The organism is Nonomuraea jiangxiensis, from assembly GCF_900099965.1.
Taxonomy (GTDB): Bacteria; Actinomycetota; Actinomycetes; order Streptosporangiales; family Streptosporangiaceae; genus Nonomuraea; species Nonomuraea jiangxiensis.
On record NZ_FNDJ01000003.1, the window covers coordinates 110,392 to 125,635 of the forward strand.

At 71.2% G+C, this 15,244-nt stretch carries 18 protein-coding genes; 10 read left to right on the plus strand and 8 right to left on the minus strand.

The features are described 5' to 3' along the window. The first annotated feature begins 10 nt into the window (after positions 1 to 10). Positions 11 to 1,117 (plus strand): sensor histidine kinase, encoded by a 1,107-nt coding sequence (locus BLS95_RS06845; RefSeq protein WP_090930033.1) that lies wholly within the window; start codon positions 11 to 13, stop codon positions 1,115 to 1,117. After that, complete coding sequence (locus BLS95_RS06850; RefSeq protein WP_090930034.1) at positions 1,114 to 1,761, plus strand: response regulator; 648 nt, start codon at positions 1,114 to 1,116, stop codon at positions 1,759 to 1,761. Before BLS95_RS06845 ends, BLS95_RS06850 begins: the two co-directional genes overlap by 4 nt. 96 nt (positions 1,762 to 1,857) lie before the next feature. Here the strand turns inward: BLS95_RS06850 and BLS95_RS06855 are convergent, their stop codons facing one another. The 6 genes from BLS95_RS06855 to BLS95_RS06880 all read right to left on the minus strand — a co-directional run bounded on the left by BLS95_RS06855 (position 1,858) and on the right by BLS95_RS06880 (position 7,360). Then, a complete protein-coding gene (locus tag BLS95_RS06855; protein WP_090930035.1) occupies positions 1,858 to 4,515 on the minus strand; it encodes an outer membrane protein assembly factor BamB family protein in 2,658 nt (885 codons plus the stop codon). Next, complete coding sequence (locus BLS95_RS06860) at positions 4,509 to 5,354, minus strand: hypothetical protein (RefSeq protein WP_090930036.1); 846 nt, start codon at positions 5,352 to 5,354, stop codon at positions 4,509 to 4,511. Before BLS95_RS06860 ends, BLS95_RS06855 begins: the two co-directional genes overlap by 7 nt. A 402-nt stretch (positions 5,355 to 5,756) precedes the next feature. After that, on the minus strand, positions 5,757 to 6,065 hold the full coding sequence (locus tag BLS95_RS06865) for a YciI family protein (RefSeq protein WP_090930037.1): 309 nt from the start codon (positions 6,063 to 6,065) through the stop codon (positions 5,757 to 5,759). Continuing rightward, positions 6,062 to 6,586 carry an SRPBCC family protein gene (locus tag BLS95_RS06870; RefSeq protein WP_090930038.1) on the minus strand — a complete coding sequence of 175 codons (525 nt, stop codon included), beginning with the start codon at positions 6,584 to 6,586 and terminating at the stop codon, positions 6,062 to 6,064. Before BLS95_RS06870 ends, BLS95_RS06865 begins: the two co-directional genes overlap by 4 nt. 70 nt (positions 6,587 to 6,656) lie before the next feature. Next, positions 6,657 to 7,013 carry an ArsR/SmtB family transcription factor gene (locus BLS95_RS06875; RefSeq protein ID WP_245764893.1) on the minus strand — a complete coding sequence of 119 codons (357 nt, stop codon included), beginning with the start codon at positions 7,011 to 7,013 and terminating at the stop codon, positions 6,657 to 6,659. Then, a complete protein-coding gene (locus BLS95_RS06880) occupies positions 7,004 to 7,360 on the minus strand; it encodes a VOC family protein (protein ID WP_090930039.1) in 357 nt (118 codons plus the stop codon). Before BLS95_RS06880 ends, BLS95_RS06875 begins: the two co-directional genes overlap by 10 nt. A 146-nt stretch (positions 7,361 to 7,506) precedes the next feature. On the opposite strand from BLS95_RS06880, the gene BLS95_RS06885 reads away from it, so the two are divergent. From BLS95_RS06885 to BLS95_RS06920, 8 genes are all read left to right on the plus strand, one after another. Then, complete coding sequence (locus tag BLS95_RS06885; protein WP_090930040.1) at positions 7,507 to 7,710, plus strand: helix-turn-helix domain-containing protein; 204 nt, start codon at positions 7,507 to 7,509, stop codon at positions 7,708 to 7,710. 21 nt (positions 7,711 to 7,731) lie between these two features. Continuing rightward, a complete protein-coding gene (locus BLS95_RS06890; RefSeq protein ID WP_245764894.1) occupies positions 7,732 to 8,178 on the plus strand; it encodes a Clp protease N-terminal domain-containing protein in 447 nt (148 codons plus the stop codon). 46 nt (positions 8,179 to 8,224) lie between these two features. After that, positions 8,225 to 8,989 (plus strand): class I SAM-dependent methyltransferase, encoded by a 765-nt coding sequence (locus BLS95_RS06895; protein WP_090930042.1) that lies wholly within the window; start codon positions 8,225 to 8,227, stop codon positions 8,987 to 8,989. Then, the gene (locus tag BLS95_RS06900; protein ID WP_090930043.1) at positions 8,973 to 9,344 is read left to right on the plus strand and encodes a VOC family protein; all 372 of its coding nucleotides are present in this window, start codon (positions 8,973 to 8,975) and stop codon (positions 9,342 to 9,344) included. Before BLS95_RS06895 ends, BLS95_RS06900 begins: the two co-directional genes overlap by 17 nt. A 218-nt stretch (positions 9,345 to 9,562) precedes the next feature. After that, positions 9,563 to 9,853, plus strand: coding sequence for an SHOCT domain-containing protein (locus BLS95_RS06905; protein ID WP_090930044.1), 291 nt, complete (start codon positions 9,563 to 9,565; stop codon positions 9,851 to 9,853). Between the two features lie 89 nt (positions 9,854 to 9,942). Beyond that, positions 9,943 to 10,143, plus strand: a complete 201-nt coding sequence (locus BLS95_RS06910) for a hypothetical protein (RefSeq protein ID WP_090930045.1) — start codon at positions 9,943 to 9,945, stop codon at positions 10,141 to 10,143. A gap of 61 nt (positions 10,144 to 10,204) precedes the next feature. Next, complete coding sequence (locus BLS95_RS06915) at positions 10,205 to 11,095, plus strand: urease accessory protein UreH domain-containing protein (protein WP_090930046.1); 891 nt, start codon at positions 10,205 to 10,207, stop codon at positions 11,093 to 11,095. A gap of 55 nt (positions 11,096 to 11,150) precedes the next feature. Next, positions 11,151 to 12,527, plus strand: a complete 1,377-nt coding sequence (locus tag BLS95_RS06920) for an SEL1-like repeat protein (RefSeq protein ID WP_143043611.1) — start codon at positions 11,151 to 11,153, stop codon at positions 12,525 to 12,527. Positions 12,528 to 12,563: 36 nt separating this feature from the next. Here BLS95_RS06920 and ald read toward each other — a convergent pair whose 3' ends face one another. Next, positions 12,564 to 13,673: an alanine dehydrogenase gene (ald, locus tag BLS95_RS06925; RefSeq protein ID WP_090930047.1), complete on the minus strand. Its 1,110-nt coding sequence runs from the start codon at positions 13,671 to 13,673 to the stop codon at positions 12,564 to 12,566. Positions 13,674 to 13,761: 88 nt separating this feature from the next. Further along, positions 13,762 to 15,144: an aspartate aminotransferase family protein gene (locus BLS95_RS06930; RefSeq protein WP_090930048.1), complete on the minus strand. Its 1,383-nt coding sequence runs from the start codon at positions 15,142 to 15,144 to the stop codon at positions 13,762 to 13,764. Between the last annotated feature and the right edge of the window lie 100 nt (positions 15,145 to 15,244).

Below are 15,244 nucleotides of genomic sequence, written 5' to 3' on the forward strand. Positions count from 1 at the left end.
CGTAGGACCCGTGCGCGGCAAGCTCGGATTCCATCCCTATCTCGCCCTCATCGTGGCGGCCGCCCAGTTCGTCATCGGCAAGGGCGCGTCCTGGGGGCAGCGATACACCAGGGCGCCCCTCGACCCCTACGCCTACGGACTGCTGCTGGTCGGCCCGGTGGCGATCGTCCTGCACCGGCGTTTCCCGCTGCTGACCACCATCGCCGCGCTCGCCGCCTGCGACCTCTTCCTGATCGGCGGATACCCCTACGGTCCCAGCTTCGTCAGCCTGGCGGTCCTGCTGTTCCAGCTGGTCCTGCACGGCAGGAGGCTGATCGGCTGGAGCATGGCCGGGGCCACGGTGGTGTCCTTCATCGGCTACGGCTGGGCGATCGGCCAGCGCGACCTCTTCCACAGCGTGTGGATCTTCACCGCCGTGACCCTGCTCATGGTGGTGGCCGAGCTGGTCAGGACCGTCAGGGAACGCCGGGCCGAGCGCGAGCGCATCGCCGAGGAGGAGGCCCGGCGGCAGGCCAGCGAGGAGCGCCTGACCATGGCCCAGGAGCTCCACGACGTGCTGGCCCACAACATCTCGCTCATCCATGTCCAGGCCTCTACCGCGTTGCACCTCATTGACACCAACCCCGAGCAGGCCAGGACCGCCCTGGCCACCATCAAGACGGCCTCCAAGGAGGTGCTCGGCGAGATGCGCTCGGTCCTCAACGTCCTGCGCGAAGGCGCCCCGCGCTCCCCGACCGCCGGGCTCGACCGCCTGGACGAGCTGATCGAGCGCTCGGGGATGCGGGTGTCGATCGAACGGGTCGGCTGCCGGCCGCTGCCGCCGCAGGTCGAGCGGGCCGCCTACCGGATCGTGCAGGAGTCGCTGACCAACGCCGCCCGCCACGCACCCGGCTCCGAGGTGAGCGTGCGCCTCGAATACGGCCTGCGGGAGCTGGCCATCCAGGTGAACGACACGGGCGCGGCCACGGTCCCGGTGTTGTCGGAGTCGGGCAGCGGCAACGGCATCCCCGGCATGCGCGAGCGGGCCTCCGCGCTGGGCGGCACCCTCGTCGCCGGCCCGGCGGGCGCCGGTTTCCAGGTCCAGGCGCGGCTGCCACTACCCGAGGAGAGTCAATGATCAAGGTGCTGCTGGCCGACGACCAGGCGCTGGTCCGGGCGGGCTTCAAGGCGCTGCTCAACGCCCAGCCGGACATGACCGTCGTGGCCGAGGCCCCCGACGGCGCCGAGGCCGTACGGCTGGCGATCGAGCACCGGCCCGACGTGGTGCTGATGGACATCCGCATGCCCGGCACCGACGGCCTGACCGCCACCCGGCAGATGCCGCCGGGGCCGCGCATCATCATCCTGACCACGTTCGAGCTGGACGAGTACGTCTTCGAGGCGCTGCGCGGCGGGGCCAGCGGTTTCCTGGTCAAGGACACCGAGCCCGCCGAGCTGATCCAGGCGGTGCGCGTGGTCGCGGCGGGCGAGGCGCTGCTGTCGCCCAGCGTGACCCGCCGGCTGATCGCCGAATACGCCTTCCGCGCCAAGGAACCGGTCGCCGCCGACGGGCTCGACCAGCTCACCGAGCGCGAACGCGAGGTGCTTGCCCTGGTCGGCACCGGCATGACCAACGACGAGATCGCGGCCAAGCTGTTCATGTCGCCGGCCACCGCCAAGACTCACGTGAGCCGGGCCATGATGAAGCTGCACGCCAGGGACCGGGCGCAGCTCGTCGTGATCGCATACGAGTCGGGGCTGGTCAAACCCGGCTGGCTCTGACGAATCGGGCTGGTCAGCCCTCGACAGCCTCGTTTCGAACTTTTAGCCCTAGGGCCGCGGGTTCGCAGGAGGCGAGTCGCACCGGAGGAGCCGTGTTCATCCGGTGTGCCGGTCAAGCTCCGCCGGGTTCGGCCCGGGGCGTCCGTCCTTGGCGCGCAGCGCGTACAGGTTGCCGTTCGAGCTGCCGACGTAGACGAGGCCGCCGGCCACGACCGGCTGGGTCTGGAACCTGCCACCGGCCTGGAAGCGCCAGCGGGGCGCGCCGGTGGCCGCGTCCAGCGCGTGCAGCGTGCCGCCCTCATCTCGGGCGAAGACGGTGTCTTCGTGGACAGACACCTCGGCGGTGAGCGGCCTGCTCCACCGTTCCTGCCCGGTTTCGGGGTCCAGGGCGTGCAGGTGCCGGCCGCCGATGTAGACCTTCCCTCGCGACTCGGTGACGTTCCAGCGGCCGCTGTCGCCTGCGGTGGTGAGCCGCCATCGCTCCTTGCCGGAGGCGGTGTTCAACGCGTACGTGCGCCCGGCGAGGTCGCCGAGGTAAACGGTGCCGCCGATCACGACCGGGTCGTACCGGACGATGTGGCCGAAGCGGGCGCGCCATCGCGCCTTCCCGGTGGCGGGGTCGAGCGCGGACACCTTCGTGCCGGTGACCGCGAAGACGGCCTCGCCGGTCGCGGTGAGGTAACCGGCCGGGGTGAAGTCGGCGGCGCCCAGACGAGAGCGCCAGCGAAGGGCGCCTGTCGTGGCGTCGAGGGCGGACAGCAGGCCCTGCTGGTCGCCCACGTGACCTTTCCGGCTGCTCACGTAGACGGTGCCGGCGGCCACGGCCACGTTGCCCAGGTCGCCGGGGACGCGGAAGCGCCACCGCTGCTTGCCGGTGACGGCGTCCAGCGCGATGACGTGGGTGAAGCCGACGCCCGCGTATACGCCGCCGTCCTTGATGACGATGTCCCTGGCGTCGAAGTCGCGGTTCCACCGCATCCGGCCGCTGGCGGCGTCGATGGCCGCCACTCCGTCGCTCCTCACGCCGTAGAGCACGCCGTCCACCAGCATGGGCGCGGCGGGCCAGGACTTCCATCGTGCTCGGCCGTTGACGGCGTCCAGGGCGTACAGCCCGTCGTCGGCGCCGGCGTACACGACATCGCCGTCCACCACCGGGTCGGCACTGACGCTCCCGTCGGCGAGGTGGGTCCAGCCACCCGTCCGCTCCGGAGGACGGACGCGCTCGCCCGGCCGGTAGCGGGCCATCAGGTTGTCACGCACCCGGACCGCGGTCAGGCGCTGGAGCAGCCGGGACGACGACGTCAGGTGGACGATGACCGGCCCCACATTGACGAGCGTCCCGCCGAAGGTCCCGCCGGGGCCGTGCGCCGTGTAGGAGAAGATGCCCTCACCCTCGATCGTGGGGTCGAAGTCGAAGCTCTCGTGGCGCCTGGTCTGCTCGGCCGCGGCGGCGAAGAGGGCACCGGCGTTCGGGGACACCCAGCTCACGGCGAGCGAGATGACTTCGCCGTCGTCCTCGGGGGGTATCCAGTCGCAGGCCACGGGCCTGGGCAGCGTGAGGTCACCCAGGGACTTGCTGCCGGGCACGGGGCGGATGCCGTGACCGAGGTCGCGCGCGGTGAGCAGGGAGCATGCGTCCGGCCAGGCGTGCGGCGGGACGCCGCCGAGCGCGACGGGGCCGGTGGGACGCCCGTAGACCGGACGGAAGGCGGTGACCTGGGCGTCACTGTGGATGAAGGCCATGCGCGAGGTCGCTCCCACGAGATTGGTGGTGTGGGCGAGCGGCCTGTCGAGGGGGAACGCGCCGAGACGGCCGGTGTCCTGGTCGCGCGAGATGAGATAACCGGGCAGCGGCCATGCGCTGTTCAGGTCGAATCCCGGTGGGTCCCCGGCGTCGGGAAGATCGCCCACCTGCAGCGGCGGGCTCCAGCGTCCGTCGCCGCCGGACGGCCACCAGGCGGCGGCCCTGTCCAGGCCGGAGACGGGCAGCGGCGTGCCGTCCTGTGTGAAGAGGTACTCGTCGTCGTCCACCCCGGCGATGACGAAACCCTCCGACGCCCTCCTGAGCGAGAGCCGTACGTCGTCGTCAGCGGTGGTGTGCCTGGTGGCCACCGGACGTGTCCAGTTCCTCCGTAACGTACGCGGATCGAAGGAGTCGAGCCGCACGCGGCCCTGCCCGCAGTGGCTCAGGAGCAGCACGGCCCGCGATGTGGAGTCGGGCTGTCCCTCGCAACCCACCGTGTCGGCATTCCGGGCGTGGATGCCGCCGGTTCGCACGTCGAGCGAGAGCAGCCCGGACTCCCGCTGGAAGACGACGATGCCGTACTCGGACACCAGGATCCGCGGGAGATTGTCCGCCCGTGGCCCCGACGGGGGCAGCGCGTGCTGCCACAGCGGGCCGCCGGAGGCCAGGTCGTAGCCGTACAAGGTCCGGTCCGACGATCCCCTGGGACTCCCGGCCACGACGAGAGTGCCGGTCGTCGCCCACGCGTCACCAAGGGAAGGGGCGGAGGTGCGAATGGTACGCCGGATCGTGCCGGTACGGGCATCGCGCACGGTCACGGTCCCCTCCGACGCCGCCGTGATCAGGTTCTCGCCGGACAGGAAGGAGAGCGAGGCCATATCCTCGGCGGGGACCGACCACGCCGCCTTCCAGCCGACGAGTTCCAGCGGAGGTCGCCCGTCGTCGGCGACCGCGACCGCGGCGGCCACCGAGAGCGCCGTCAGGGCCCGGAGGCAACGGATGATCAGCATGTCTGGCGTCCCTCGCAGGAGACCGGCCGCCAGCCTCCCTGCGGCGTCTCCCGGTAGTAGGACCGGTAGCGGGCGGCCTCGCCGGTCAACCGGAACGGCCCTCCGTCCGGCCCTTTGATCACTACCTCTTCCGTACGGTCGTCCGCGAGCACCGTGACCAGGAGGTCGAACTCGTAGTACGCGTTCTTGCCGGTGAAGCTCAGGCTGAGCGTGACCCGCTCGTCCCGTTTCAGGTCGATCTGCTTCTTCCGGAAGTACGCGTCCCCGCCGGCCGTGAACCGGGGTGCGGGACGGTCGAGGTCGGCGGTCATCTCTACGGTGTCCGTCTCGCCGCTGCCGGTTCTGGCGATCAGGCGGGCGCCCTCCGACACCGGCATGCGGGCGAGGATCCGCGGCTCGATGTCCACGACGCGCAGGCTGGTGCGGTTCCCGGTCAGTACGACGGTGGCGTCCATGCGGTCGATCAGGGCCATCCGGTGGCGCGCCAGCACCGGGTCACGCCGCTTGCCCGCATGGCCGGCCAGCATGACCGCCCGGTCCTCGGGGTCGGTCACCGGTTCGCGCAGGACGGTATCGCGCTCGGAGTAGTCGACGGCCACGTGGCCGACGGTGATCGGGGCGGCGCCGCGTGCCCGCTCGACGGTGTCGGAGCCGTGCGCGTTGTACCACTCGGTGAACACGACGCCGAACGCGGCCAGGACCACCGCGCTGGCGATCCCCGCGAGCCACGCCAGCAGCCCTTTCGGCCGGGCGGTATCGGACGCCTCGTCGCCCTCCTGCTGCTGGGCCGCCGCGGCGCGGCCGGCCGATGTGCGCTTGTTCCGGCGCGCTCTGCCCATGGGGACGCGTTCCTCCACGACGGACGGTGGAGACCAGAGTAGGCATGATCTTGAGCGCGTAGGAGTGGTTTGCAGGTTATTCACGACTGTCGGCGAACGTGGCCGGAAGCCTGTCGTGGGAATACCGACAGCGGCGGCTGTAACGGACCTCCCGCCGCTGCCGGCCGGCTCACCCGCCGCCGGGACCTTCCTACAGGACCCAGCCGTTGCCGTGCCGTCAACGCGTCGATCGGCCCGCTCCGGATTCGACAGGACCTCCCGCAGTTCGGGGACCGCCCGCACGCGGCGCGACATTCGGCGAGTGCATCGTTCGCCGCCGCCAGGAGGCGGGTGGCGAGTGCGGGATGTGTCCGGGGGGCCTCGCTGGGGCCGGGAGGCGAGGGGCGTGCCCGGGTGAGCCGGTCAGGGGCCGGGCCGCCACCGCCTGGTGATCGCATCGTGCATCGGGTAGACGTCCACCGGCCCCAGTTCGGCGATGACCACGGGATCGGCCGCGACCAGTGCCCGGGCGTCCTGGAGGCCGTCCGCTTCCAGGATGGCGACGCCCCAGTCGCCCGCCGGGTCGGCGACCGGCCCGAACGCGATCGCGGTGCCCTGGTCGGCGAGTGCCCGCCAGTAGCTCACGTGTTCGCGCATGGTGGCCGCCTCGGTCTCGGTCATCGTTGTGCGGAAATCCGGCCGGGGGACGAACTTGTAGAGGAAATAGCTCATGGAAGGCTTCCTTTCGACGATTGACGGGCCTCCGCCGCTTCGGCGAAGCAGGCGAGGATCGTCGCCCAGCCCTTGCTGTAGGCCTCGCCCGTGTAACCGCCGGGAAGGGCGCAGTCCTCGGACAACTGCGCGTCGCTGAGCGCCTCCCAGCCCCGGTGTTCGACGGTGACCCTGGTCAGTGCCGGGCCGAGCGCCGTGAAGGCCAGTTCGATCTCGGTCGGCGCGGGCGTGCCGGTCCAGGTCATGGTGAACCCGTGGGGCGACCGCCAGGCCAGCAGTTCGCCCCACTGCACCGTGGTGCCGTCCTGCCAGGTCTCGTAGACCCGGCCGCCGGTGTGCTGTTCGAAGGTGACGTCGCGTACCGTCTCCTGGCCCGCCGAGAACGGCCGTACCGGCCACCACACGCCGATCGTGCGGACGAAGACGTCGAAGGTGTGGTCGATATCGCTGCGTACGAGGGTGGCCTGACGAACGGGCGGCCGCCGTAGCGGCACGACGGGGGGCCGGCTCTGCGCGGTCATGGTCGTCCTTCGGTGTGGGGATTTAATGCTTTGTGGGGCTATTGTCGCTTTTTCTGGGTGGATGGTGTGGTCAGCCGGTACGTTCGGCGTCCACGTCGTCCGACAGCCCGCGTTCGGCCTCGGCGAGTCGGCGGGCGGTGTCCAGCGCACCGGCCCACATCTCATCCAGGAACGCCCGTATCCCGGCGAGCCCCTCAGGGCGGGCCCGGTACAGCCGGCGGGTGCCGGCCCGCCGTTCGGTGAGCAGCCCCGCGTTCTTCAGCACGGTCACGTGCTGGCTGATCGCGGTGCGGCTCACCTCGAACGTCGCGGCGATCTCCCCGGCTGACATTTCGTCGTGGGCGACGAGCCGCAGGATGGTGCGCCGGCGCGGCTCGGCGAGCGCGCGCAGCACCTCGTCCGTCGGGTCCGGCTCGGTCAGGCCCACAGGCCCACCTGGTTGCCGTCCGGGTCGGCGAAGACCGCGAATCTGCCGAAGTCGCCGGGCAGGTCGGTCGGCGGGACCAGGCGCTCGCCGCCCAGCGCCTCGGCCCGGTCCAGGTAGGCGTCGAGGTCGTCCACCTGTACGTACACCTTCACGCCCGTGTCCCCGGGCTGCATGGACGGTCCGATGCCCCCGCCCACGGCCTGCTCGCCGGCCCCGGTGTCCACCAGGCCGTAGCCACCCATCTCCGGGTCGGCGGCGACCCGCCAGTCGAACAGGTCCCGGTAGAACGCCTGTGCCCGCTCGTGATCCGAGCTGACCACCTCGAAGAACGCGATCGGTCGTCCCATGTCTTCACCTTCCAGAGTGTCGAGTTCGGCTAACGTTAGCAGCCACTGACACTCTTTGCCTAGCAGCCGCTCCCACGATCAGTACATCGTCCATGCCTGTCAGGCTGGGTTGACACCATCAGCGCTGTCAAGCTAGCCTGACAACCGTGGATGTCACAGAGCTGACTGAGCGCATCAGGGCAAACGATCCGGACCTGGGTCTGCGCGCGGTGGGGGCGCTGCACCGCCTGGCCGAGCAGGTCGAGGCGGTGTCGGTGGCGCTGGCCAGGGAGCAGGGCTGGACCTGGGAGCAGATCGGCGACGCACTCGGCATGTCCCGGCAGTCGGTGCACGCCAAATACGGGAAGTGAGGGGGCAGACGAATGTTCGGCATGGAGAAGAGCCGGTTCGCCGTGATCGTGAAGGCCGCGTTCCAGGAGGCCAGGCAGCGCGGCGACCGCCGGGTGGGCACCGAGCACCTGCTGCTCGGCACCCTGCACGACGCGGACTCCGCGCGGGCGCTCGGCGTGGACCTGGCAGGCGCGCGGGCCGCACTCGACGAGCTCGACCGGGCGGCGCTGCGCCTGCTCGGCCTGGAGGTGGGCGACCTGCCGCAGGCGCCGCGCAAGCACCCGGCGGTCCCCGACACGGCGCTCACGTCGAGCGCCCGCGCGGTCATCAATCAGTCCATCCGGGCCACGACGCTGAAGACCAGATCCAAGGAGGCGCCCCGGCAGCTCGTGCTCGCCCTGCTGGAGCGCGGGCGGCCCGACCCGGTGGCACGGCTCGTCGAGCAGCTCGGCATCGACCACGCGGCCGTACGCAGCCGTATCGCATGACGAAATTTGGTTGAACGTCCGGGCGGGCCGCTGCCAAGGTCGAAGCATGGGGGTCACGTTTGACGATCTCGTCCAGGAGGCGGCCGGCGCGTCCGTGGACGGCTGGGACTTCTCCTGGCTCGACGGCCGGGCCACCGAGGAGCGGCCGTCGTGGGGCTACGCCCGGCTGCTCGGCGAGCGGATGGCCGCGGCGCGGGCCGCACTCGACATCCAGACCGGCGGCGGCGAGGTCCTGGCCGGCCTGGCGAAGCTGCCGCCGGTGACCGTGGCCACCGAGTCGTGGCCGCCCAACCTCGCGCTGGCCGCCGCCCGGCTGCGACCGCGCGGGGCCCGGGTGGTCGCCGACGACGAGGAGCCGCGGCTGCCGTTCCGGAGCGCGACCTTCGACCTGGTGACCAGCCGTCACCCCGTCCGGACCTGGTGGCAGGAGATCGCCCGCGTGCTGCGGCCCGGCGGGACCTACTTCTCCCAGCAGGTGGGGCCGAGGAGCGTCTTCGAGGTGACCGAATTCTTCCTGGGGCCGCAGGACGGCTCGGCCCGCGACCCGGGAAAGGCCGGGGCGGCGGCGGAGGCGGCCGGGCTGGAGGTCGTCGACCTGCGGTCCGAGCGGTTGCGGATGGAGTTCCGCGACGTCGGAGCGATGATCTACTTCCTGCGGAAGGTGATCTGGATCGTGCCGGGGTTCTCGGTCGAGCGCCATCGCGACCGGCTGCGCGACATGCACGAGCTGATCGAGGCCGAGGGGCCGTTCGTCGCTCATTCCAGCAGGTTCCTGATCGAGGCGAGGCGGCCCGATGGCCAGGTTGCATGACGTGGTGGTGGATTGCCGGCATCCGGCCGCGCTGGCCCGGTTCTGGGCCGCGGCGCTCGACGGCTACGCCGTGGCGCCCTACGACGAGGCCGAGCTCGAACGCCTGCGCGGCGAGGGCGTCGACGACCCCGAGGACGATCCGACGGTGCTGGTCGAGGGCGGGCCGCCACGGCTGTGGTTCCAGCGCGTGCCGGAGCGCAAGGTCGTGAAGAACCGCCTCCACCTCGACCTGCGCGCCGACGACCTGGACGCCGAGCTCGACCGGCTGATCGCGCTGGGCGCCCGGCTGCTGGCCACCCACAACGGCTGGGCGGTGCTGGCCGACCCGGAGGGCAACGAATTCTGCCTGGTATAGAAACGCGCCCGAAACCGGGGCCCAAAAAGATCGCACCGGGAAACTCCATCCATAAACTGCGGTAAATTCCGCCCGTTATTCCGGGCGCGGCCTACACCCCCGGGCGTACGCGCGCCCGCCCCCGAGCACTCCCCCGGGCGGACGGCCGATCGAGCCCTGCGTGCGATTCGACGAGCGACCCGTTCACCGATCCTTGAGGCACACACCAAGGAGGAGAAATGAACACGATCGCACTCTGGGCCCCGCACTGGGGCGGCGGCACCGGCTTCTGGCCGATCATCCCGGCCTTCTGGGCCCTGATCTGGATCGCCCTGGTCGCACTCGCCGTCACGGCCTGGCGCAGGGGCTGGTGGGGGCCGCACCGCGCCAGGAGCGCCGGGCCCGCGGACCAGTCCACCTCGCCCATCGCCTCCGCCGAGCGGATCCTCGCCGAGCGGTACGCCCGCGGCGAGATGACCGACGACGAGTATTTCGAAAAGGTGTCCGTCCTCAAGGGCGGCAACTCATAAACCTCACTATGGGTGATTCAACTGTTACTGGCCGGACCCATAACGCCGCGTTATCTTTCGTACACGGCAAATAGAGAGTGGGGACAGGAATGCGGTCCATCGCGAGATTCTGCGGCCAGTGCAGCTGCGGTTGCCCGGAGCTGTTCTTCGATCACACGGCACCCGAGGAGCGCCAGGTGGTCATCACCGACGACTTCGGGCAGCGCGTGGAGATGAGCCTCGACCAGTTCGGCTCCATCGTGGAGGCCGCCAAGAACGGAAGTCTGGACAACCTGGCGCTCGTCCACTGAGCGCGACGGGAGCCCGCCCGGCGCGGCGAGCAGAGGACAGACCCGGCGTGGTGAGCGAGCCATGAGCACGACCACGACCCTGCTCGCGGGCGGGCTCGTCGCCGGGCTCCTGGCGGGCACCGCCTCGTGCACCGCGGCCCAGGGCGGGCTGCTGATCGGGCTGGTCGACCACGGCTGCCGGGGGCGCGACCCCGTACTGGTGGGCTGGTTCCTGGCCGGGCGGCTGGTCTCCTACACCGCCGCCGGCGCCCTTCTCGGGCTGCTCGGTTCGGCCGTCGAGCTCCCGCCGGGGGCGCGGGCGGTGCTGCTCGTCGCGGCCGGTGTCACGGTCGTCGTCTTCGCGATCCGGCTCATGAGGCGCGGGCGCGCCGGGTGCGCGCCGGCCGCGGACCGGGCGCCCTCGGCGTACAAGGCGCCGCTGCTGGGCGCGGCCACCATCCTCGTGCCCTGCGGGGTGACGCTCGGCGTGGAGATGGTCGCCGTCTCCAGCGGTTCCCCACTGGCGGGAGCGGCGGCCATGGCGGGGTTCGTGGCCGGCTCCGCGCCGGCCTTCGCGCTGCTGGGATACGTGTTGCGGCGCGTCTCCCGCACCCGGCTGGCCAGGGCGGCCGGGATGGTGGCGATCGCGGCCGGGCTCTGGACCGCCGGCGCCGGGGTGAGCCTGGGCGGCTGGCTGCCGAGCGCCGCGCCCGCCGCGTCCGAGCCGGGGGCGCGGTCGGTCACCGTGTGGGCGACCCGCGACGGCTACCGGCCGGCGATCGTGACGGCCCGCGCGGGCGTACCGGTCGAGGTGGTCTTCAAGCTGGCGGACCGGGGCTGCACCGGCACGGTGGCGATCGGCGGGCGGGACGTGGCGCTGCCGGCCACCGTGCGCCTGCCGCCACAGCGGCCAGGCTCCCTCCGGTACGTCTGCGGCATGGGCATGTACGCCGGGTTCATCAACTTCTCGTAGGGCGTTGTCGGCGATTACCGTTCGCGATCGTGCGATCACGTGCCACGCTGTCGCCATGGCCTGGCAAGGAGAGGTGGCGGTGCCCGCGCCGCGCCTGGGAGACGAACCCGAGCTGCTGGCCGCCGCGCAGGCGGGTGACTCGCGGGCCGCGCACCGGCTCGGCAAGCTCTACGCCCAGCACGGCGACCGGGTGGCCGCGCGGCAGTGGTGGGAGCGGGCCGCCGCGGGCGGCAACGTCGACAGCGCCTACAACCTGGGCATCTGGCACGAGAAGCACGGCAGCCTGGAGCAGGCCGTCTTCTGGTACGAGATCGCCGCCGGCACCGGCGACACCGAGGCCGCGACCAACCTGGCCACACTCCTGCTGGAGCAGCGGGGCGACGCGGAGCAGGCCAGGACCTGGTTCGAGAGCGCGGCCAGGGCCGGGTCCTGCGCGGCCGCCCGCCGGGTGGCGCTGATGTGCGAGGACGCGGGCGAACTGGCGGCGGCCCGCGAGTGGCACCGCCAGGCGGCCGACGACGGCGATCTGGCCTCGGCGCACGACCTCGGCTTCCTGGCCTACTCCTCGGGCGAGGACGCGGAGACCCTGCGCTGGTGGGAATACGCGGCCCGGGGCGGCCACGCCGACTCCGCCTACTGCATGGGCCTCTACCTGCATGCCAGCCGCGACCCTGAGGGCGCGGAGACCTACTACCGGCTGGCCGCCAAGAGCGAGCACCCCGGCGCCGCCTCCCGGCTCGGCGGGGTCGCGCTGTCCAGGGGCGACCTGCGCACGGCCCGTGCCTGGTTCGAGCGGGCGGCCGCCGCCGGACGGGTGGAGGATCAGCGCATGGCCGGGTTCGTCTGCGTGGAGCTGGGCGACAGCACGGCGGCCGGCCACTGGTTCGGCCGGGCGGCGGCCGGCGGCGACGCCGAGTCGGCCTACGACTACGGCCTGCTGCTCATCGCCGAGTTCGGAGACCTGGCCGCGGGGCAGCACTGGTTCCGGCAGGCGGCGCGGGCCGGGCACCGCGGGGCCGCCGTGGAGCTGGGCGGGCTGCTGTCGGTGGCGGGAGAGCACGGCGAGGCGCGGGAGTGGCTGGCCGACCCGCCGCCGCCCGCGTGGGGCAGGCCCGCCGAGCCCGAGCTGACCGCCCGTGCCGAGCTGGCCTCGGCCGCCACCGGCCGCAGGGGCGGCGTGCCGCTGTCCGTGGCCGACCTGACGGAGGTGCTGGGCACGTGGGACGTGGTGACCAGGCCGTTGCACGACCATTCGGACGTGATCGGCTGGCTGGTGGAGCGCAGCGGGGTGCACGCGAGCGCGATCGAGTACCTGGCGTCGGTGCGTGGCACGCTGCTGCGCCCGGGCAGCGCGCCATGGCCGGGCGACGGCGAGATCCAGCACGTCCTGGCCACGGCCCGCGACCTGCGGCGCCGGCTGGGCGTGCAGTGAAGGGCACGGCCGTCCGTGCCCTTCGAGGGCGGCCGGTCAGACCAGCTGTGACACCGGCGTGTAGGCCAGCCCGAGCGCCTCGGCGACCGGCCGGTTGGTCAGCAGGCCGTCATGCGTGTTCAGCCCCCCGGCGAGCGCCGGGTCGGTCCGCAGCGCCTCGTGCCAGCCCTGGTTGGCCAGCTTGACCGCGTACGGCAGGGTCGCGTTGGTCAGGGCGTAGGTGGAGGTGTTGGCCACCGAGCCCGGCATGTTGGCCACGCAGTAGAAGACCGACCCGTGCACCGTGTACGTCGGGTCGTCGTGCGTGGTCGGGCGCGAGTCCTCGAAGCAGCCGCCCTGGTCGATGGCGATGTCCACGAGCACGGAGCCCTGCTTCATGCGCGAGACCAGGTCGTTGGAGACCAGGGTCGGGGCCTTGGCGCCGGGGATCAGCACCGCGCCGATCACCAGATCGGCCTGCAGCACCTCCTGCTCGATCGCGTACGACGTCGAGACCAGCGTCTTGAGCCGGCCCTGGTAGATCGCGTCGATGAAGCGCAAGCGGTCGACGTTCGTGTCGAGCACGGTCACGTCCGCGCCCATGCCGACGGCGATCTGGGCGGCGTTCAGGCCGGAGACGCCGCCGCCGATCACGACCACCCTGGCCGGGGCCACGCCGGGCACGCCGCCCGGCAGGACGCCGCGGCCGCCGTTGAACCGCATCAGGTTGTACGCGCCGACCTGCGGCGCCAGCCGCCCGGCGACCTCGGACATCGGGGCGAGCAGCGGCAGAGCCTTGTCCACCTGCACGGTCTCGTAGGCGATGCCGGTCGTCTTCGCGCCGAGCAGCGCGTCCGTGCACGCGCGGGAGGCGGCCAGGTGCAGATACGTGAAGAGCACCAGGCCCTCGCGCAGCCGGTGGTACTCCTCGGCGATCGGCTCCTTCACCTTGAGCACCATGTCCGCCTGATTCCAGACGGCGTCGGCACTGTCGAGGATCTTCGCGCCGGCCGACAGATATTCCTCGTCCGTGATGTGCGAGCCCAGGCCCGCCCCGCGCTGGACGATGACGTCGTGGCCGTGGCGCACCAACTCGTGCACGCCCGCCGGAGTGGCGGCGACACGATATTCGTGGTTCTTCACCTCGGCTGGAACGCCGATCTTCATGGTGGTGGTCCTTTCAGCGAACCGGCACTTCGTCGTACCGGACTGCGGTCTTACGGTGGGCGTCCCGCCGCGGACGGCGGGTCCGCCGCTACAAGCGCGCCCACGCCTCGGTGAGCACGTTTCGAAGGATGGAGCCGATCTCGTCGAACTCCTCGGGGCCCGCAACCAGCGGAGGCGAGAGCTGGATGACGGGGTCGCCCCGGTCGTCGGCGCGGCAGTAGAGGCCCGCGTCGAACAGTGCCTTCGACAGGAATCCGCGCAGCAGCCGCTCGGACTCCTCGGCGTTGAAGGTTTCCTTGGTGGACTTGTCCTTGACCAACTCGATGCCCCAGAAATAGCCGGAGCCACGCACATCACCGACGATCGGGAGGTCGCGTAGCGCGTCGAGGGTCTGCTTGAACAGCGGCTCATTCTTGGTCACATGGCCGAGCAGGTCCTCGCGCTCGAAGATGTCGAGGTTGGCCAGGGCCACTGCGGCAGAGACCGGGTGGCCGCCGAAAGTATAGCCGTGCGCGAACATGGTATCGTCGCCCTTGAACGGCTCGAACAGGCGTTCGTGCGCGATCATGGCGCCGATGGGCGAATAGCCGCTGGTCATTCCCTTGGCGCAGGTGATGATGTCCGGCACGTAGTCGAACTTCTGGCCGCCGAACATGGTGCCGAGCCGGCCGAAGGCGCAGATGACCTCGTCGGAGACGAGCAGCACGTCGTACTCGTCGCAGATCTCGCGCAGGCGCTGGAAGTAGCCGGGCGGGGGCGGGAAACAGCCACCGGCGTTCTGTACGGGCTCGGCGAAGACGGCGGCCACGGTGTCGGGGCCCTCCATCTCGATGGCGCGGGCCACCCGGTCGGCCGCCCACCGGCCATACTCCTCGGGGGTCATGCCCTTGACGCCGCTGATCTCGTCGGCGCGGTAGTGGTTGGTGTTGGGCACGCGGACCGAGCCGGGCACGAGGGGCTCGAACATCTGCTTGAACGCGGGGATGCCGGTGATCGACAGTGCGCCCTGCGGGGTGCCGTGGTAGGCGATCTGGCGGCTGATGACCTTGTGCTTGAGCGGCTTGCCGACGAGCTTGTAATACTGCTTGGCCAGCTTCCACGCGGTCTCCACCGCCTCGCCGCCGCCGGTGGTGAAGAAGACGCGGTTCAGCTCGCCGGGGGTGTGGGCCGCCAGGCGCTGGGCCAGCTCGGCCGCCTTGGGGTGGGCGTAGGACCAGAGCGGGAAGAAGGCCAGCTCCTGGGCCTGCTTGGCGGCGGCCTCGGCCAGCTCCTGCCGCCCGTGGCCGACCTGGACCACGAAAAGCCCGGCCAGACCGTCCAGATAGCGCTTTCCGTGGATGTCGTAGACGTACGATCCCTCACCGCGCACGATGGTCGGGATCTCGGACTGCTGGTAGGCGCTGTGCCTGGTGAAGTGCAACCACAGGTGGTCCTGAGCGGCCTTCAGGACGTCGTTTTCCGGCTGCGTCATGGTTATCTTCCCTTGTGTCTGAACTCCCCACAGTCTGCATGTTCACCTGAGCTTTGCCAAGCGAATCGGTAGCAACACTATGCAAGATAATCGAGATCCG

Excerpts from the sequence above, each read along its gene's own strand:
- BLS95_RS06850 (WP_090930034.1), top strand. The coding sequence starts at position 1,114 with ATGATCAAGGTGCTGCTGGCCGACGACCAGGCGCTGGTCCGGGCGGGC.
- BLS95_RS06855 (WP_090930035.1), bottom strand. The coding sequence starts at position 4,515 with ATGCTGATCATCCGTTGCCTCCGGGCCCTGACGGCGCTCTCGGTGGCC.
- BLS95_RS06860 (WP_090930036.1), bottom strand. The coding sequence starts at position 5,354 with ATGGGCAGAGCGCGCCGGAACAAGCGCACATCGGCCGGCCGCGCCGCG.
- BLS95_RS06865 (WP_090930037.1), bottom strand. The coding sequence starts at position 6,065 with ATGAGCTATTTCCTCTACAAGTTCGTCCCCCGGCCGGATTTCCGCACA.
- BLS95_RS06870 (WP_090930038.1), bottom strand. The coding sequence starts at position 6,586 with ATGACCGCGCAGAGCCGGCCCCCCGTCGTGCCGCTACGGCGGCCGCCC.
- BLS95_RS06880 (WP_090930039.1), bottom strand. The coding sequence starts at position 7,360 with ATGGGACGACCGATCGCGTTCTTCGAGGTGGTCAGCTCGGATCACGAG.
- BLS95_RS06890 (WP_245764894.1), top strand. The coding sequence starts at position 7,732 with ATGGAGAAGAGCCGGTTCGCCGTGATCGTGAAGGCCGCGTTCCAGGAG.
- BLS95_RS06895 (WP_090930042.1), top strand. The coding sequence starts at position 8,225 with ATGGGGGTCACGTTTGACGATCTCGTCCAGGAGGCGGCCGGCGCGTCC.
- BLS95_RS06900 (WP_090930043.1), top strand. The coding sequence starts at position 8,973 with ATGGCCAGGTTGCATGACGTGGTGGTGGATTGCCGGCATCCGGCCGCG.
- BLS95_RS06905 (WP_090930044.1), top strand. The coding sequence starts at position 9,563 with ATGAACACGATCGCACTCTGGGCCCCGCACTGGGGCGGCGGCACCGGC.
- BLS95_RS06910 (WP_090930045.1), top strand. The coding sequence starts at position 9,943 with ATGCGGTCCATCGCGAGATTCTGCGGCCAGTGCAGCTGCGGTTGCCCG.
- BLS95_RS06915 (WP_090930046.1), top strand. The coding sequence starts at position 10,205 with ATGAGCACGACCACGACCCTGCTCGCGGGCGGGCTCGTCGCCGGGCTC.
- BLS95_RS06920 (WP_143043611.1), top strand. The coding sequence starts at position 11,151 with ATGGCCTGGCAAGGAGAGGTGGCGGTGCCCGCGCCGCGCCTGGGAGAC.
- ald (WP_090930047.1), bottom strand. The coding sequence starts at position 13,673 with ATGAAGATCGGCGTTCCAGCCGAGGTGAAGAACCACGAATATCGTGTC.
- BLS95_RS06930 (WP_090930048.1), bottom strand. The coding sequence starts at position 15,144 with ATGACGCAGCCGGAAAACGACGTCCTGAAGGCCGCTCAGGACCACCTG.